This window comes from Caenimonas soli, from assembly GCF_013155545.1.
Lineage (GTDB): Bacteria > Pseudomonadota > Gammaproteobacteria > Burkholderiales > Burkholderiaceae_C > Ramlibacter > Ramlibacter soli.
The window spans coordinates 155919-173223 of the sequence record NZ_JABJVV010000010.1; the positions used below are offsets into that span (position 1 = coordinate 155919).

At 68.2% G+C, this 17305-nt stretch carries 15 protein-coding genes; 4 read left to right on the top strand and 11 right to left on the bottom strand.

Going from position 1 to position 17305, the window contains the following annotated elements:
• Positions 1–10: 10 nt before the first annotated feature.
• Positions 11–850, top strand: coding sequence for an IclR family transcriptional regulator (locus HNE04_RS17060; protein ID WP_172221641.1), 840 nt, complete (start codon positions 11–13; stop codon positions 848–850).
• Here the strand turns inward: HNE04_RS17060 and HNE04_RS17065 are convergent.
• From HNE04_RS17065 to murB, 3 genes are all read right to left on the bottom strand, one after another.
• On the bottom strand, positions 831–4589 hold the full coding sequence (locus tag HNE04_RS17065) for a translocation/assembly module TamB domain-containing protein (protein WP_172221644.1): 3759 nt from the start codon (positions 4587–4589) through the stop codon (positions 831–833). The genes HNE04_RS17060 and HNE04_RS17065 overlap by 20 nt on opposite strands.
• Positions 4586–6385 (bottom strand): autotransporter assembly complex protein TamA, encoded by a 1800-nt coding sequence (locus tag HNE04_RS17070; RefSeq protein ID WP_172221646.1) that lies wholly within the window; start codon positions 6383–6385, stop codon positions 4586–4588. The genes HNE04_RS17065 and HNE04_RS17070 overlap by 4 nt, the downstream gene beginning before the upstream one ends.
• A gap of 61 nt (positions 6386–6446) precedes the next feature.
• On the bottom strand, positions 6447–7487 hold the full coding sequence (gene murB / locus HNE04_RS17075; RefSeq protein ID WP_172221648.1) for a UDP-N-acetylmuramate dehydrogenase: 1041 nt from the start codon (positions 7485–7487) through the stop codon (positions 6447–6449).
• Between the two features lie 42 nt (positions 7488–7529).
• On the opposite strand from murB, the gene HNE04_RS17080 reads away from it, so the two are divergent.
• The 3 genes from HNE04_RS17080 (at position 7530) to HNE04_RS17090 (ending at position 10286) form a co-directional block, all read left to right on the top strand.
• Positions 7530–8015 carry a YajQ family cyclic di-GMP-binding protein gene (locus HNE04_RS17080; protein ID WP_172221650.1) on the top strand — a complete coding sequence of 162 codons (486 nt, stop codon included), beginning with the start codon at positions 7530–7532 and terminating at the stop codon, positions 8013–8015.
• 79 nt (positions 8016–8094) lie between these two features.
• A complete protein-coding gene (locus HNE04_RS17085; protein WP_172221877.1) occupies positions 8095–8658 on the top strand; it encodes a retropepsin-like aspartic protease family protein in 564 nt (187 codons plus the stop codon).
• A 14-nt stretch (positions 8659–8672) separates the two neighbouring features.
• A complete protein-coding gene (locus HNE04_RS17090) occupies positions 8673–10286 on the top strand; it encodes an MFS transporter (protein WP_172221652.1) in 1614 nt (537 codons plus the stop codon).
• Between the two features lie 13 nt (positions 10287–10299).
• On the opposite strand, the gene HNE04_RS17095 is transcribed toward HNE04_RS17090, so the two are convergent.
• From HNE04_RS17095 to HNE04_RS17130, 8 genes are all read right to left on the bottom strand, one after another.
• Complete coding sequence (locus HNE04_RS17095; RefSeq protein WP_328700353.1) at positions 10300–11517, bottom strand: c-type cytochrome; 1218 nt, start codon at positions 11515–11517, stop codon at positions 10300–10302.
• A gap of 23 nt (positions 11518–11540) precedes the next feature.
• A complete protein-coding gene (locus tag HNE04_RS17100; RefSeq protein ID WP_172221654.1) occupies positions 11541–11954 on the bottom strand; it encodes a c-type cytochrome in 414 nt (137 codons plus the stop codon).
• Positions 11951–12538: a ferritin-like domain-containing protein gene (locus HNE04_RS17105; RefSeq protein WP_172221656.1), complete on the bottom strand. Its 588-nt coding sequence runs from the start codon at positions 12536–12538 to the stop codon at positions 11951–11953. Before HNE04_RS17105 ends, HNE04_RS17100 begins: the two co-directional genes overlap by 4 nt.
• A gap of 42 nt (positions 12539–12580) precedes the next feature.
• Positions 12581–13306, bottom strand: a complete 726-nt coding sequence (locus HNE04_RS17110; RefSeq protein WP_172221658.1) for an RNA polymerase sigma factor — start codon at positions 13304–13306, stop codon at positions 12581–12583.
• Between the two features lie 62 nt (positions 13307–13368).
• Positions 13369–14130, bottom strand: a complete 762-nt coding sequence (locus tag HNE04_RS17115; RefSeq protein ID WP_172221660.1) for a metallophosphoesterase — start codon at positions 14128–14130, stop codon at positions 13369–13371.
• Positions 14131–14184: 54 nt separating this feature from the next.
• Positions 14185–15168, bottom strand: a complete 984-nt coding sequence (locus tag HNE04_RS17120; RefSeq protein WP_172221662.1) for a DUF1839 family protein — start codon at positions 15166–15168, stop codon at positions 14185–14187.
• Entirely contained in the window at positions 15165–16076 is a 912-nt protein-coding gene (locus tag HNE04_RS17125; protein WP_172221250.1) for an amino acid--[acyl-carrier-protein] ligase, read from the bottom strand. The genes HNE04_RS17120 and HNE04_RS17125 overlap by 4 nt, the downstream gene beginning before the upstream one ends.
• A complete protein-coding gene (locus HNE04_RS17130) occupies positions 16073–17257 on the bottom strand; it encodes an acyl-CoA dehydrogenase family protein (RefSeq protein ID WP_172221664.1) in 1185 nt (394 codons plus the stop codon). Before HNE04_RS17130 ends, HNE04_RS17125 begins: the two co-directional genes overlap by 4 nt.
• Positions 17258–17305 lie beyond the last annotated feature (48 nt).

The following is a 17305-nucleotide window of genomic DNA, read 5'->3' on the forward strand; positions in this document are numbered from 1 at the left end:
TCATTTCACTATGTCAAATCCAGACGCCGCCGCGCCCTCGGGCACCGTCGAGAGAACGATGCGCATCCTCGAGCTGCTGGCCTCGCAACCGGAGGGGGCGGCCCTTGTCGCGATGGCCGACGAACTGCAGCTTCCGCGCAGCGCCTGCCACCGGCTGCTGGCCGACCTCATGCGCTGCGGCTACGTGCGGCAGCTGCGCGAGCTTGGCGACTACGCCCTCACCATCAAGCTGCCCGCCCTGGGCCTGGGCTTCCTCAGCGCGGCCGGCATCGTCGATGTCGCCCAGCCCATCATCGACCGGCTCGCCGACGCCTCGGGCGAGCTGGTCAGGCTGGCATTGGTCGATGGCGACCGCCTCACCTTCGTGGCGAAGGCGCAAGGCGCGCGCTCCGGCCTGCGCTACGACCCCGACATGGGAATCGATGTTCGCCTGTCGTGCAGCGCCGGCGGGCATGCGTGGCTGATGACGCTGTCGGAGGAACGCGCCACGGAACTGGTCGCGAAGCAGGGCTTCGGCGCCCCGCGCGACTTCGGCCCGAAGGCGCCGACCACGTTCAAGGCGCTGATGAAAGTGCTCGACGAAGACCGCAAGCGCGGCTTCAGCATGATCGTGGAGATGTACGCGCCGGGCATGACCGCGATGGCCGCGCCGGTGCTGCGCAAGGGCCGCGGCGCGGTCGCCGTCATCACCATCGCCGGCCCGCTGCAGCGGCTCACGGCTCAACGCATGTCGGAGCTCGGGCCTGCGCTGCTGTCGGCTGCCTCCGAGCTGGCGATGAGCAGCGCCACCTCGCCCCTGTTCAAGCGGCCCGGCTCCGATGGCCAGCTGCTCAATCGAATGAGAACGTGAAGATCAGGTCCACGGCCGTGCGCGTGCCGGTTTCGGCCCGCACCGTGACCCGGCGCGTGAGGTCGTAGAAGATGTACAGCGTGCCCAGTGCGCCGGACAGCGACCGCTCGTAGGCAGCGTAGAAGTTGCGGCCGAAGCGCTTGCCCAGGGTGATGGCCGGGCCGTCGCTGCCTTCGCGCTTGAACGAGAGTTCGTCCAGCCCGAGCGCCGCCGCGATCCCGCGCTTGCTGCCGCCGCCACGGCTGGAAAGCAGCGCCATCCCGGCTTGCTGCAGCAAGGCCGCTTCGGCACCGCCACTGGCCGAAGGCCGGCCAACCACCAGCCAGGAAAGCTTTTCCGCTTCGGGCAGGTCCGGCTCGGAGTACAGCCGGACAAATGGAGCCAGCGCTCGCCCCGTGACCTGCACGCCGACGCGCTGCACGAGGTTGGGCCGGATCGCCAGAATATCCAGCGACGGGTTGTCGATAGGCCCGGTGAATCGCACCAGGCCGCGCTCGATGTCGAGGCGCTGGCCATAGGCACGGTACTCGCCGCCCTCCGCGCGGATGGTCCCGACCAGGCGCGGAGCCGTGATCGACTGACCGGAAAGCGCCAGGCTGCCACGCAGGCGCGTGTCTATGCCGAGGCCCTGGACGCGGAATTCGTCGCCGAGGTCGAGCTCAGCGGCCAGCACAAGCTTCCGGGCCGGCGGCCGCGCCGCCTGTTCCGATGCCTTCGCTTCGGTCTGCGTGACCGGACCCGCGGCGCCACGCACGGCCACGTCGTCACCCAGTTTCGGCGTGTTCTGTTCGGGCAGGATGACCAAGGCCCGGTCCACCTTCAGGTTGCCGTTCACCACGGTGCCGGAGGCGTCGTGCTTCGCCGCCACCGTGCCCGAAACGGTGACTTGGCGATCCGAGCGGTTGCTGGCGCGCAGGCGATCCACCTGCGCCGTCATTTGCGCCTGCGGGCCATTGGCTGTCCAACTGCCCTCCCCGCTGGCCACCAGGCTGCCGCCGGTTCCGGCCGGGCCCGGGCCGCGCAGCAGGAACTCGTCAATGAGCAGCCGGCGGCCGTCGAGATGCGCGCGCAGGCGGCCGCCTTGCAACTCGATGCCATCCACGACCGACCGCAGCGCCAGATCGTCGGCGGCGAGCGTGCCTCCCAGCTGCGGATCCGCTCTCGTTCCGGCGACGGAAACATTTGCGCCCAGGGATCCGCGCAGGCGCCAACCGGGCGGCGCGAGCAATGACCACACGCCTATTCGCGGCAGCTGCGCGCGCAGCCCGCCCGACAAGGGCGCGTTGTCCGGCCAGTACCAGCCGGCGGCGCCGCCGCGCGCGAGCCGCGTGGCCAGCTGGCCATCGGCCGTGCCGCCGCGTTCGCTGTCCCAACGCAACGTCGCTGTCACCGCCTCGCCCTCGCTCACGAGTGACAGCCGCGCATCGCGCACGCCCGCCCGCACCCGCGTCGAGGCGCCGTCCGCCGTTTCAGCCAGCACCGTGACATCGCCGCGGCTGCGCGCCAGCGAAGCGCGCAAGCGCGGCGTGGCGCCCAGGCTGGCGTCCCACTGCGCGTCGAACACCATGTCGCCCGACAAGGCCGAGCCGGCCAGCTGCGGCCCGCCGACGAATTCGATCCAGGCCAGGGGCAGCCCGGTCACACGGCCCGCCGTGCGCAGTTCGCCGGTGCGCCAGCGCACGGGCTCCCAGGCCAGCACGGCCGGGGGATCGCTTGCCGCAGCGCGGCCCGCTTGAGCGCGCGCCGGCGCGGTGAGCAAGGCCTCGCCTGCTCCCGCGTCGAAGCTGCCGGTGGACCAGCGCATACCGACGGCCCGTTGCAGGCCCAGCGTCCAGGTACCTGTACCCGTTGCCGGATCACTGGCGGACAGCCTGAGTGCCGCCAGCTGTCCCTGCCACACGGCCGGTGCTTGCGAGCGCCGACCACCCTGCCCCGACAGATCCAGGCTCACGCGGCGCTGGCCCTGTTCCGCCCGTCCGCGCGCTTCCAGCCGGGCATCGCTCAGCCGCCCGTTCACCGTGGCAGTGGCATCGCGCACGCTCCAGGGCGCGGCGGCGCCGGTGCGCAGATCGAGCAATGGCACGGCCAGATTGGCTTGCACGGCGGGATCGCGCCAACCGCCCTGCCACGCCAGCTGCGCCTCGGCACGGCCGGCGGCCTGCATTTCGCGCAAGCCCTCAGGCACGCCGGGCAGGCGCGCCAGCCAGCGCAGCGCCTGGGCCAGGTTAGTGGCCGACGCATTGAGGGTTCCACCGCCGCTGCTTTCCGCCAGCTTGCCTTGCGCCTTCGCCTGCAGGCCAGGCGCCTGCAGGTCGGCACGGCCGCTGCCTGCGCGCGCATCGGGGCGCACCTCGCCCGAGGCCGTCAGCGTCGCATCGGCCGTGCGGACCTCGAGCACGGCCAGCGACAACAAGCCATCGGCCCAACGGCCGCGGGCCATGGCCTCGCGCAGCTCGAGCGCTCGAACGGTCGCGGCCAGCTCGTTCGCCGCAGCAGGCGACCGCTTCGACCCAGCGCCCTGGGCCTTCAGGTCGACGTCGAACGCGACGGCCTTGCCTTCGCCTTTCAGGTCGGCGCGCCCGCCCACCGCCAGCGGCGCCATCAGACTGTGCACCGCGGCGGGATTGACGCCCGTCAACTTGCTTTCCATCGCCCAGCCGCTCGCGCCCTGCCACTGCCCGCTGCCCTGGATGCTGCCGCCGCCAACGCGCGCTTGCAGGCTGCGCACCAGCGCCTGTCCCGACTGCCGCCATTCGCCGCTGGCGCTCAGCCGCTCGATCGGGAGCCGCTGCTTGTCCCAGGGTCCTGGCTGCTCGTTCATGAATTCGGTGTTGAGCACCCAGGTTCCCGTGCCTGCCGGCTGCAGCCGCACCTGGCCGGCCAGGCTGGTGCGGGGCGCCTGCGGCCACAACGCGCCCAGATCCAGCTGGCGAAAATCGGCCTGCGCCTGCGGCACCGGCTGCAGCGCCCAAGGCGTCACGCGCGCGGTGGCCGTCGCAAGCGCAGTGCCGCTGGGCGAAGCCGTCTGTCCTTCGAGCAAGGCGCGGGCCTGGAGATCGGCGATCGGCCCGCGCAGCGTCGCCGTGAAGACCAGCGGGAGCTTCTTCGCGCTGCCCGGCACCGGCGTTTCGAAGCGCCCCTCCAGCGCCGCATCGACCGGCAGTGCGCCCAGCGCCCCCACGCTCGCCTGCCCCGAGTAGCGCCCCCCCGCCCAGCGCAGGCTGTCCAGCTTCACCTGGTGCTGCAAGCCGTTGAAGCTGTAGCTGCCGGCGACGTCCGAGGCTTCGAATGAGTTGGCGGCCGCCACCCATTTCACTTGGCCCAACTTCGCTTCGTCGATCGTGACTCGCAGCGGAATCAGCAGAGACACCGGGACAACTCGCGGCTTGGGCGGGCGCCGATCCTCGATCCGTAGCGTCGACGCGCGTGCATGGTCGAGCTGCACCACGCCCACGATCAGCGCCATGGGTTGCCAGGCCAGCTGAACGTCGGTGGCTTCGACCTTGAGCCCTTCCGCTTCCCACAGCAGCCGCTTGGCCTGCATGCCGGAACGCAAGCTGCCCTGCACACCTTCGGCCGTGACCTGTTGCCAGCGCGCGAGCTGCCTCAGCGTCCAGTCAACCGAGCCCTCGGTTCCGGCCCACCACCACAGCCCCGCGGCCGCCAGCACCAGCAGCACTGCCAGCCCGGCCACCAAGGCGGCCAGGCCCTTCAAGGCCCGGGCGGCACGCGACTTCAAAACGTGACCCCTATGTTCATGTGCAGCCGGACCCGCTTGGCCTTGAAGCCATAAGCCAGGTCGGCCTGCAACGGGCCCAGGGGACTTTTCCAGCGCACGCCCGCACCGGCGCCAAAGACGGGCCGCAGGTCGCCCACTCGGTTGGCCACCGCCCCCCCATCCACGAACAGCGCGCTCTCCCAATTGGTTTCGACACCGGCACGCTGGATGGGCCGCTGCCATTCGGCGCTGCCGACCACCATGTAGCGGCCGGGTGCAATCAATCCGCTCGGGAGCTCGACGCCGATATCGCGGTAGCCGTAGCCGCGCACCGTGGTGTCTCCGCCGGTGCGAAACAGCTGGGTCGAGGGAACCCGCGCAGTCGAACGCGCCAGCACCGCGCCCGCTTCGGTTCGCAGCTGCAACCGGCCCTGCGCCAGCGGGCGAACGCCCAGCCAGCGCACCACGGTGCGCTGGAACGGGCTCTTGCTGCCGGTCAGCGTCAGGCCGCCTCCCAACTCGAACCCGAGGCCGAAGCCGCTGGAGGGAAACGGCGTCTTGTCGAAGTACCGCCCTTTCCATACGTAATTGGCGCTCACGGCCGTCCCGTCACCCGTGTCCAGCACGGTGGCGGGCGCGCCGGGTTGCACTTTGACGGTGGCCCGGTCGTACTGGGCGTAGACGTTGCGCTCGATGTGATCGCCGGCCCAGCTGCGGCCCACTCTCAACCGCTGGCCATGTGTCAGCAGCACGCCGTCGTCCACGCGCTCGGCGCGGGCCAGTACGCCCCAGCGCCAACCGTCTTCGCCGGGAATGGCCGTCCATTCCGTTTCCACGAATGGCGACTTGCGCTCCAGCTGCAGCTTGGTCACCGCGCGCCAGCCGATGCCGGGCACCCGGTTGTTGCGGTACTCGGCCGAAGCGCGCACCCCGCTGTCCGTGGACACGCCCAGGCCCAGCACGACCTTGTGCAGCGGGGTCTCGCGCACGGTAACCTGCACCGGCGCGGCCTTGGGGTCGCCCTCGGGGTCGACGAAGATGAACGCCGACTCGTAGTAGCCGCTGCCCGACAGCCGCAACTGGGCCTGCACGATCGCCTCCTGGTCGTACAGGCTCCCCGGCGGCAGCCGCGCCAGCCGGGGCACCAGCCTGGAGTCATAGCGCTCGATGCCGCTTATCTGCATCGAGCCCAGGCGGAACAGCGGGCCGGAATCGAGCCGCAATCCCAGCTCGGCCCGGCCTGCCGGCGCATCGATGTCCGCCAGGCTGTAGCTCACGCGGCCGGCGGGATAGCGGCGCATCACCAGCTGCCGCAGCGCGTTGGTCTTGGCCCGGTCCCAGTCGTCCTGGGTGAAGCGGTGGCCGGTCGGCAGGCGCCAGCCGCTGCGGATTTCCTCGCGCTGGGTGACGGCGCCACTATCGGTGGTCTGCGCTATGTCGCCTTCGAATTCGATCTTCACGCTCGCCACCTGGGTCGCTTCGCCAGGCTCCACTTCGACCACGATGACCGGCTTGCCGGCGGCGTCTTGCTCGCGCCGGATGGCGATGCGCGGATCGAAAAAGCCCAGCGTGCCCACCAGTTCGCGCACATTTCGTTCGGCCAGCACGATCAGGCGGGCCAGTTCGGCATCGTCCAGGTCGGTGACTTCGCGGTAACGCCGCAGTTCCAGATGCTGCTCCAGCAGCGGGCGCACCGATGAGGGCGCGCGCACGTCGATGGCAAAGGAAGGCTCCTGGGCGATCGCCGCGGCGGCGATCACGAGGGCGGCCAAAGCGACGGAGGCGGCCTGTCTCGTTCTGTGGAATCGCCGGGTCATCCGGGCGAACTATGGCGCTTTTGCCTGCCCCGGCGCGTAGGCCAAGACCGACACCCTGGGCCTAGACGACCACCGGCTCGGGTTCCAGGCGGATGCCGAAGCGCTCGTACACGCTGGTCTGGATGGCCCGCGCCAGCGTCACCACCTCGCCGCCGGTGGCGCCGCCGCGATTGACCAGCACCAGGGCCTGCTTTTCGTAGACGCCGGCGTTTCCCACCGATTTGCCCTTCCAGCCGCAGGCGTCGATCAGCCAGCCGGCCGCCAGTTTCACGCTGCCGTCGGGCATGGGGTAATGGACGATGTTGGGCTCGCGGGCAATGATGTCCTGGCACTGCTCGGGCGTCACGGTTGGGTTCTTGAAGAAGCTGCCGGCGTTGCCGATCACCCTCGGATCGGGCAGTTTGGCGCTGCGGATGGCACAAATCCAGTCGTAGATCTGCCGCGCCGTGGGCTGGCGGGTCCCCGATTCCTGCATCTTGCGCTCGAGGTCCAGGTAGCCCAGCACCGGCTTCCAGGGCTTGGGCAGGCGAAACCGCACACGCAGGATCATGGCCCGGCCGCCCAGGCCGAAATCACCCTCCTTGGCCGCGATGTGCTTGAAGACCGAGTCGCGGTAGCCGAAGGCGCATTGGGCTGCGTCCAGGCTGAAGGTCTTGCCGGTGAACAGGTCGATCGCATCCAGCGACTCGAACCGGTCCTGCAATTCCACCCCGTAGGCGCCGATGTTCTGCACCGGGGAGGCCCCCACCGTTCCGGGAATGAGGGCCAGGTTTTCCAGGCCGGGGCAGCCCTGGTCCAGCGTCCAGGTAAGGAATTCGTGCCAATTTTCCCCGGCACCGGCCTCCACCACCTGGGCCCGCGGGCCGTCCTCGATCAGGCGGCGGCCGGCAACCTCGACCTTGAGCACCAGCGGCCTGACGTCGCCCGTGAGCACGATGTTGCTGCCGCCGCCCAGGATGAACTTGGGGATGGAGCCGTACTCCGGGTGCGCCAGCACCTGCTGGACGTCGGCTTCGGAACGCACCCGCACCAGCGTCCGGGCCTTGGCGACGATGCCAAAGCTGTTGTGCGCCTGCAGCGGTACGTTTTGCTCCACGATCATGGGAGAATTGTCGCATCAGCACAAAGAGCTCTGGGGGAGCCCATGCCGTCATTTGACACAGTCTGCGAACCGAACATGGTGGAAGTGAAGAACGCCGTCGAAAACGCCGCCAAGGAAATCGGCACGCGTTTCGACTTCAAGGGCACGTCCGCCGCCCTCGAACTCAAGGACAAGGAGATCACGCTTTTCGGCGACGCCCAGTTCCAGCTCAGCCAGGTGGAAGACATCCTCACGGCCAAACTGGTCAAGCGCAACGTCGACGTGCGCTTCCTGGACAAGGGAGAAATGCAGAAGATCGGCGGCGACAAGGTCAAGCAGGTGCTGAAGGTGCGCAACGGCATCGAGACCGAACAGGCCAAGAAGATTACGCGGCTCATCAAGGACAGCAAGCTCAAGGTGCAGGCCGCGATCCAGGGCGACGCGGTGCGCATCACCGGCGCCAAGCGCGACGACCTGCAGGCCGCCATGGCCCTGATCCGCAAGGAAATCGACGACGTCCCGCTGTCCTTCGACAATTTCCGTGATTAAGCCGATTCAGTTCCTGGTCGCAGGTGCGGCGTTGCTTGCCTGTCTGGCCGCCGGCGCGCAGTCGGTGGCGCTGCAAGGCATGCTGGGCAACAAGGCGCTGCTGATCGTCGATGGCTCGGCCCCCAGGTCGGTGGCGCCCGGCGACACGCACCAGGGCGTGAAGGTCGTTTCGACGTCCGGCGACCAGGCAACCTTGGAGATCAACGGCAAGCGCCACACCCTGCGGGTGGGCGACGCGCCGGCCAGCGTGGGAGGCAACGTCAGCTCCAATCGCGGCTCCAAGATCGTCTTGACGGCCGCCAGCGGCGGGCACTTCCTGACGCAAGGCGCCATCAACGGCCGCGCCGTACAGTTCATGGTGGACACGGGCGCCACCCTGGTCGGCATGGGCGTGTCGGATGCGGAACGCCTGGGACTGAACTACAAGACCGGCCAGCAGGGCTACGCCGGCACCGCCAACGGAACGGTGACCGCCTGGCACATGACACTCGCATCGGTACGCATCGGCGACGTGGAGGTGCACAACGTGGAGGCCCTGGTGACGCCCCATCCCATGCCCTACATCCTGCTGGGCAACAGTTTCCTCACCCGCTTCCAGATGAAGCGCGACAACGACCAGATGGTGCTGGAGCGCCGTTTCTAGGGCGCACAGCGAACATGCCGGAGCATCCTCCCCCCGAAACCGCGGCCGTCCGGGCCGCCGACGAATCGCCTTCGGCGCTGGCGCCGCTGAGCAACCCGGTGTTTCGCATGCTGTGGTTCACCTGGCTGGCCGCCAACACCACCATGTGGATGAACGACGTGGCCGGCGCCTGGCTCATGACCTCGCTGGCGCCCTCGCCGCTGTGGGTGGCGCTGGTGCAATCGGCCTCCACGCTGCCGGTATTCCTGCTGGGCCTGCCCAGCGGCGCACTGGCCGACATCCTGGACCGCCGGCGCTTCCTCATGCTCACGCAATTCTGGGTGGCCGGCATCGCCACGGTGACCTGCCTCATCGTGATGATGGGCTGGATGACGGCGCCGCTGCTGCTGGCGCTGACCTTCTGCAACGGCGTGGGGCTGGCCATGCGCTGGCCGGTGTTCGCGGCCATCGTGCCCGAGCTGGTGCCGCGCCCGCAACTCCCCGCCGCGCTGGCACTCAATGGCGTGTCGATGAACGCTTCGCGCATCATCGGGCCGCTGGTTGCCGGGGCCGTGATCGCCAGCGCGGGCAGCGCCTGGGTCTTCGCGCTCAATGCGGTGCTGTCGATCTCCGCCGGTGTGATCGTCATGCGCTGGCGCCGCGAGCACAAGGAAAGCCCGCTGGGCCGCGAGCGGCTGGCCAGCGCCATGCGGGTCGGCATCCAGTACGTCTGGCAGTCGGGGCGCCTGCGCGCCGTGCTGCTGCGCATCTCGCTCTTTTTCCTGCACTCCACCGCCCTGCTGGCACTGCTGCCCCTGGTCGCGCGCAGCCTGCCGGGCGGGCAGGCCGGCACCTTCACCGTGCTGCTGGCGTCGATGGGCGCGGGCGCCATCGTCGCCGCTCTCCAGATGCAACGCCTGCGCAAGCTGATGCCGCTGCAAACGCTGCTGTTCACGGGCACGGCCTTGCAATCCGCAGCGACGCTGATAGTCGCCTTCGCGCCCAACATCTACGTGGCCGTTCCCGGCATGATGATGGGCGGCATGGCCTGGATCACCGTGGCCAACTCGCTCACGGTGGCGGCCCAGATGGCCTTGCCCGACTGGGTGCGCGCCCGCGGCATGTCTATCTACCAGATGGCCCTGATGGGCTCCACCGCAGCCGGCGCCGCGCTCTGGGGGCAGGTCGCCACCTGGACCGGCATCCACGACGCGCTGGCGACCGCCGCGGTGTCCAGCGTCGTGTTGATGGCCCTGGCCCAGCGCCTGGTGGTCGACCGCGGCATCGAGGAGGACCTGACGCCTTCCAACGTCTTCAAGGTGCCGCAGGCGCAGGTGCCGCCCAGGCCGGGCCGCATCCAGGTCAACATCGAATACCGCATCGACCCGGCGCGAACGGCCGAGTTCATGGAGCTGATGCAGGAAAGCCGTCGCAGCCGCATCAGCCAGGGTGCGCTGGAGTGGCAGGTACTGCAGGACCTGTACGACCCGGCCCGCGTCGTCGAACAGGTTACCGACGAATCGTGGACCGAGCACCTGCGCCGCTTCGACCGCGTCACGGCCGCCGACGTGCAGCTGCGCGACCGCAAGCTGGCGTTTCACATCGGCGAGGAACCGCCGCGGGTCACGCGCTTCCTGATCGAACGCTAGCCATCCACCAAGGCTACAGCGACCGGAGGTAGTGCGCCAGGTCGCTCACTTCCTGTGCGCTCAAGCCAAGGGACTTCCTGGTGGTGTAGGTTTGTGCGACGTCGTCCAGGGTGGCCGCCGAGCCATCATGGAAATACGGCGCATGCTGCCAGACGCCACGCAGCGGCGAGGTGCGGTACTGCTTGGTGGCCGAGCGCGACGCATAGCTGGGGGTCTCGGGCTCGGCCATCGAATCGCCGGGCGGATGCAGCATGGAATTGGCATCCGTGAAACTGGTGCCGGTGTGGCAGCTCGCGCATTTTCCCGCCCCTTCGAAGACCAGCTTGCCGCGCGCCGCCGCCGCTGCGTCAAAGCTGCCGGGAGGCGGAGCCGGCGCCTTGAGCGTCAACTGGTAGGCCTGCAGCGCGGGCAACTTGCTGGTGACGAGGTCCACCGTTCCGTTCGTGATCGCCAGGTTCAGGCGCGGCTCGACAAAACTGCCCAGCCCACCCATTTCGGCCACCGCGACATAGCGGTTCCAGTAGGCCAGCTCCTCGCCGTCACCGGTGAAGGTGATGCGGTGGATGCCGTCGAGCCCAAAGGCCGGTGGAATCACGACCGGCTTGTTGCGGCCGTCGATGTTGTGGCGCGGGTCGAACTTGCCTTTTCCCCACGAGTTGTACACGGCCTTCATGGCCGAGGTCAGCGCCGGCGACAAGGCGATGATGGCGCCCGGATTCAGGTCACGATTCGCCCAGCCGTCCAGCCGCTTGCCTATGCCGGGCGCAAACGAGTTGTCGACAGTCGAGTGGCACAGCGCGCAGGTGATGCCGACGCGAACCAACGCGTCTTTGCCGCCCACGGTCTGTACGGTGCCCTTGACGCCAATCACGGCATCCAGCTTGAGCAAGGCGATGGTGGTGGCGGGACTGTTGAGATCGACGCTGCCGTTCCTGATGCCGTCGACCACGGCCGCGGGCAATGCTTCGGCATCGACCTTCAAGCCCACCGAAAGCGCCGTCACCGGATCGACCGCGGCGCTGATGACCTCGTGCATCCTCAACGTGTCGGTCCAGAACGCCTCGTCGCCGAAGGTGTCGAAGCGAAAGATCTGCTTTCCCTGGGCGACCAGCGCGGCCTGCTGCGCCTCGCCGTTGCCGGATCCGCCCCCACAACCCATCACCACCGCTGCCGCGGCAGCCGCGGCGCCCGCCAGTTGCAGCGCCCGCACACGCAAGATTTGCTTGATCACGTCTTCTCCTCGATGACGGGCGCCTATTGGCCCAGCTTGCACGACTGCCCGGCGCGGGTGGATTCGCGAAGCCAGGCGATCAGATCGCCGCGCTCCTTCGGATCCTTGACCCCGGCGTACCCCATCGTGGTTCCCGGGACGGTTTTCATCGGGTCCTGCAGGAAAACGTCCAGCGAGCGGGCATCCCAGACGATCCTGGAATTGCGCAGGGCCTGCGAATACATGGTGTAGCCCGGCGCCGTGCCGGCCCGCCGGCCGAACAGGCCGCAGTGCCGCGGTCCGGTCCGGTTGCTTTCGACGGCATGGCAGGCGGCGCAGCGCGCATACACCTGCTCGCCGCGCCGCAGGGCGCCCTCGTCGATCGCGGCGCTCGCCAGCCCCGCGATCGCCAGGCTTGCCAAAGCCACCATGACGCGCAGGGCCCGGCGCTGCTTCATGACATGAAAGCCGAAGGAACGGGCGACTCGCCCAGCACCTGGCGCAGCACCGCCCAGTGCATCGCTTCGTCACCCAAGATGCTGGCCGCGACTTGCGACAGCGACCGATCGGCAAAGAGCGGCACGGCGCCCAGGTAAGCGGAAACAGCGCCCTTTTCGAGTCCGGCCGCGAATCGGAGCACGTCGGACTGGTTCTTGAGCTTTTCCAGCGGAAACGAGTATTGGGCTTTCGCGCCGACCGGCTTGCCGCCCATTTTGCGCACGGTGGCGGCGAGCGCGTCCGCATGTTCCTTGTGGTGGCCCTGGAACTGCACGGCCACCGGCAGTACGCCGCTGGTCAGCAAGCCGCTCTCCGCGCCGACCTGGTAGGCGGCGATCGCTTCGAATTCCGCGCCCAGCGCCGTGTTCAGGATGCGGATGTCCGCCTCGAGCTCCCCCTGGCTGGCTTTCTTGCCTGCCGCCATTGCATCGCGGCCGCCCAACAGGGCCACGGCGGCGCCCGACAGGACCGCCCCGGATACAGCCAGCGCGCGGCGCCGCGCCTGGAACAGTTGAGCCGGCGGCACGATGAGGTGGTTATTCATGGAGAGTCCTTTGGTGTGGGTGTTGAAAAAAGGGGCGGCCTTTTAGTGGAGCCGGACCAAGCCCTGCTCCAGCAGCTGCGCCATGACGTGGGCGAGGACGGCGTCGCAGCGCTCCCCGGCGAAGCTGAATGTCTCTTGCGCGCAGATCTCGACGCGGCTCGCCAGCCTGTCGCGCAACATCGCCCGGGCCCGCAAGAAGCGGGTCTTGACCACGTCCTCGCTGACGGCCAGGCAGTAAGCAGTCTCTTCCACGCTGAGGTCCTGGACGGCGCGCAGGATGAAAACGCTGCGATAGATCACGGGAAGGTCTTCGATCGACGCTTGCAACAGGTCGCGCATTTCCTTGCGCTCGGCCGCGGCGTCCGGGGCTTCGTCGTCTTGGCTGTGCAGGGGCATGACGTGCTCCTCGGGGTCCGGGTCTGCGGAACTGCCGCTTTCTTGCAACTGCACGAGACGGCCCTTCTTGCGTTGCGACGTCACCGCCACGTTGATGGCGATCCGGGCGAGCCAGGTGGCGAGCGTCGCGTCACCGCGGTAGGAGCGCAGATTGGTGAACGCGCGCAGATAGGTTTCCTGCACCACGTCCTGGGCCTCGGCGTCGTCGGGCACCACGCCGCGCGCGGTGCGGAAGAGCAGGCGGTTGTTGCGGCGCACGATGGTTTCGAAGGCCATGGCGTTCCCGCTCGCCGCGCTCAACGCCAGCTCGACGTCGGTCTCGGCGTTGCCGGCAGCCGTGTGGCTGATGGAGATGGCGTTCAGGGCAGGCATTTCAACTTTCTCGGCTTCTTTGTCGTTAGACGCTCGATGCCGACAAAAGGTGACAGCAAGGCTCAGACCTCGACCATGAAGTGCGGGTCGAAGCGCGCGTTCTCGTTGACACCGTCGCGGGCATAGCCGCGCGGGTTGCAGACCACCCGGGTGCCGTTCAGGTCGTAGTCGAAGCTGTCGTGGGTATGGCCGTGAATCCAGAGCTGGACCCGATCGCCGCCGGCCAGATGGTCGGCGTTGGAGACAAAGCAGGCGTTGAGAGGCGAGCCCTCGAAGCGCGGGTGAATGCTGCGCGCCGAGGGCGCGTGGTGGGTGACGACGACGGCGGGCCCGGGATGCGGCGTGGCGAGCTTGCGGGCCAGCCACCCGGCATGCCGCTGAAAGAGCGCGGCCGAATCGAGCGGCGTGAACAGTTGCTCGAGCCCGTCGTCCAGGTGGATGCGGCTGTAGTCGCGCATGAACCGCAGCGCCTGCCCGAACGCCGCCGTGCGCCCTTCATGCTCGCCGAACAGCAGGAAATCGGTCCAGAGTGTCGAGCCGAGAAAGCGGACGCCACCGATGACAGCCTCATCGTCATCGAGGATGTGCACGAGACTGCCAGCGCAAAGCTGCTTGAGGCTGGCTTTGGTGCCCGCGACGCTGCTGCCATAGAACTCGTGGTTGCCGGGCACGTACAACACCGGCTTTCCAATACCCAATGCCCAGGCCACGGCTTGCGCGGGCCGGGCGATATCGCCGGCGAGCACCACGACGTCGGCGTCGTTGCGGGGCGGCTCCAGCAGGCCCTGGCCCAGGTGAAGATCGGACAGGATATTGAGTTTCATCGCGCGCCTCCCGTCTCGCCTTATATGCAATCCGGGCCGACGCTGCAGAGGCCGCTAACGCAGGCCTTTGTCCAAAGAGGCCATTCCCTCATCCCAAGCTCGCGCCATGTCGCCCAACAAGGCGCTGGCGTCGAGCGCGCGGCCAGTGTGCACAGCCCTCGCGCCCTTGAGGATCAGCGCCTTGTTGCCCTCGGAGATCACGTCGAAACTCCGGGCGGCATCGCGCAGCTGCGGATGGCCGAACCCGGCGAGCCACCGCAGGTTCGAGGCCAGCAGCTCGAACGCCGCGCCCGCCTGGCGCAGCGAGGCGAAAGCCCAGGCGTGGTATTGCGCCAGCCCCCCTGCGGTCAGTTCAGGAAAGTCCTTTGCCAGGCGCGTGCCGAAGCGCCCGAACGGGTTGGACGTCGGGCGGCGTGGCAGATGGCGGCGCAGCAGCGCCAATGACGCCGTGACGAGATCAGGCTGTGTTCGCCTCACCAGCCTGTCGATCCGGATGCGTTCCGCGAAAAGCGGAAGGAACGCCGGGTCCGCCGGCATATCGAGCCGGAACAGCTGCGCGAAGTCTTCACCCCCCAGCTCGAAGTAGCCGGCATTATGGAAGTAGCCCAGCTTGCGGCCGTCCACGTCGAGATTGGCCAACACGATCGTCGTCTTGGTGTGCTTGTTGCGGTAGTCGGTGCCGGCGGTGTCGGGCAGCCAGTAGGCATCGGCTTCGGTGCTGATCAGCCGGCCGGCCGCCAGGTGCTCCACGGCGTGATCGATGAGCGGCCGCCACACGGTCAGCTCTTGCACGTCGATGCCATAGAGGTCCCGCAGTTCTTCCAGAGGCGGCTTGAAGAACGTCCACTGGTCATCCTCGAAATCCGCACCCAGGGTGAAGGGCAGCATCGCGAGCGGTTCGAGCTTGAGCGCGTGCACCAGCTCGATCCACAGATCGACGTAGCAGTTCTTCTCCTGCCAGGCGGCCTCTTCGCCGTGCAAGGCGTGGCGACGGTAGCCCGCCGGATCCAACCCCGCCAGGACCTCGATAACGCTCATGGCCAGAGCTGCCGGCGCACGCTGTCGGGCCAGCTCGCGGGATCGAAGCCGTGCGTCTTGATGAGGGCCAGGGTCACACGCTCCATGCCGAAGCCCAGGCAAGCCGTGTGGGCGATGGAATCGTCCGAGCTTCGGATGCCGAACTTCGAGCTGAAGTGGTCCTGGTGCCAATTGAAGGAGCAGATGGCGGTGGGCTTCTCGAGCGAGATGATCGGCACCACGATCTCGAACTTCAGGCGCTGGTCGACCTGCTGCGCGGCCATCATCTTGCCGGCGCGTCCGAAGAATGGATCGGAGGCCACGTCGCTTTGCACCGGCAAGTCCAGGCCCCGCAGCAGATCGAGGCCACGCTGCAACCAGTTGTCGCGCCAGGCCAGGACTTCATCGGGCTTGCCCATGCGGATGAACTCGCGCATGCGGAAAGACTGCAAACGCGTGGGCTCGTCGGACGGCTCGTGGCGAAAGACCCAACCCAGGACCGTGATCAGGCGACCGCCCCCCGGCAACAGGCCGCTGAAATTGGGATACACCGGGTAGCAGGCGGCGGGCGTGAGCATGACCTCGGTGGGATCGAGCAGATGCTCCCAGCGCTGGCCGCCGTTGACGTGGGCCGACAGCTCGCGCGCCTTCGCGTCGTTGCCGGCAAAGCTGTGCACCGATCCCGCCAGCTGGGGAAAATTGTCCAGGTAGCCGACCTTCTCGACCAGGGCGCGCGGCAGGATCGGAGGAAAGGAAAGCTGCTCGGCGCCGTCGGGGGCGGCAATGCGGGCGACCAGGTCATCGAAGCGGCGCACGATGTCCTCGAACACCGCGCCGCGGCCGTAGGCGCCCTTCACCTGCGTGGGAAGTATCAGTCCGTGCTCAACCAGTTGGCGATGGAATTTGTCGATGTCGTAGGTAAGGGTCAAGGTGCGTCCTTGAAGACAAGCAGCATCGACGCGCTTTTCGCGGCGATGCGGTCGTTGGAGATCATGAGCGAGGCCGAGAGCGCGTCGCGGTAATGCCGTCCCAGGCTGAACGGGCTGTCGTTCTTGTAGCCCAGGATGCCGACGATCTGCAGGGCGCGGTGAACGATCTGCGGGGCCGCGTCCGAGCATGCGATCTTCAGGTTGTTCAGGCGCAGCGCCCAGCTCATGCCCAGCAACTCTTCCTGCGCCGCGGCGCCGGGGCCGATGGCGTCGAAGGCCTGCGCCGCGGACATCCAGCTCTGCTTCATGGTCTGGAGCTGCAAGGAAACCTCCGCCAGCCGCGTTGCAGTCGGCGGCACGCTGCCGGGCGACTGGCGGGCCTGGCCACGCACGAAATTGGCCGCCCTGCCCACCGCGTCGGCCGCGATGCCCCACCACAGCGATGACCAGAGGATGTGCGAGTAAGGCACCATCGTCTGCGCGGAGCTGTCGGCGAACGCGCCCGGAATGATCTGCTCCTGCGCGCCGGTCGACTCCAGTCGGAAGCCCGGGCTGCACGTGCCCCGCATGCCCAGGGTGTCCCAGCTCGTGGTCTGCTTCAGGCTGCAGTCCTCGCGCCGCGCCATGACCAGCACCTGGTCGCCCGCGGCGGCATCCTTGTCGCGACGGCATGTGACCAGGATCGCATCGGCATGCTGGCAGTACGACCCGGTGGTGGCGTCCTTGTTGAGCACGAAACGGCCATTGCCGAGCTCGACGGCACAGATGCTGGAGCGTGTATCGCCGTAGGTTCCGACCTCCGACGTCATCGAAGCCAGAAGATATTGACGGGCTACGAGTTCGCGCAAGTAGTTGCGAAAGAAGTCGCTCTCCTGGCCGTGACGCGCGATGCAGGCCAGCTGGCTGTAGTGCATGGCCAGCACCATCGCAGTCGAGCCGCAAGCCTGCGCCAACACCGAGCACAGCTGGCCGAGCTCAACCATGGTGCAGCCCGCGCCGCCAAACTCGCGCGGTACGGCGGCGGACAGGACTCCCGCTTCGCGCAGTGCCGCGACGGATTCGTGGGGAAAGCGGGCCTCCCTGTCCACCGGGTCTGCCTGGGGTGCCGTGACCTCGACAGCAATGCGGCGCACCGCTGCCAGGAGGGACCCGAACTCTTGGTCGGCGCGTGATGTTTTCATGCTTGAGCGAGATTGTTGCGTCCCGCCAAAAGTCGGTGGGCCGCACCA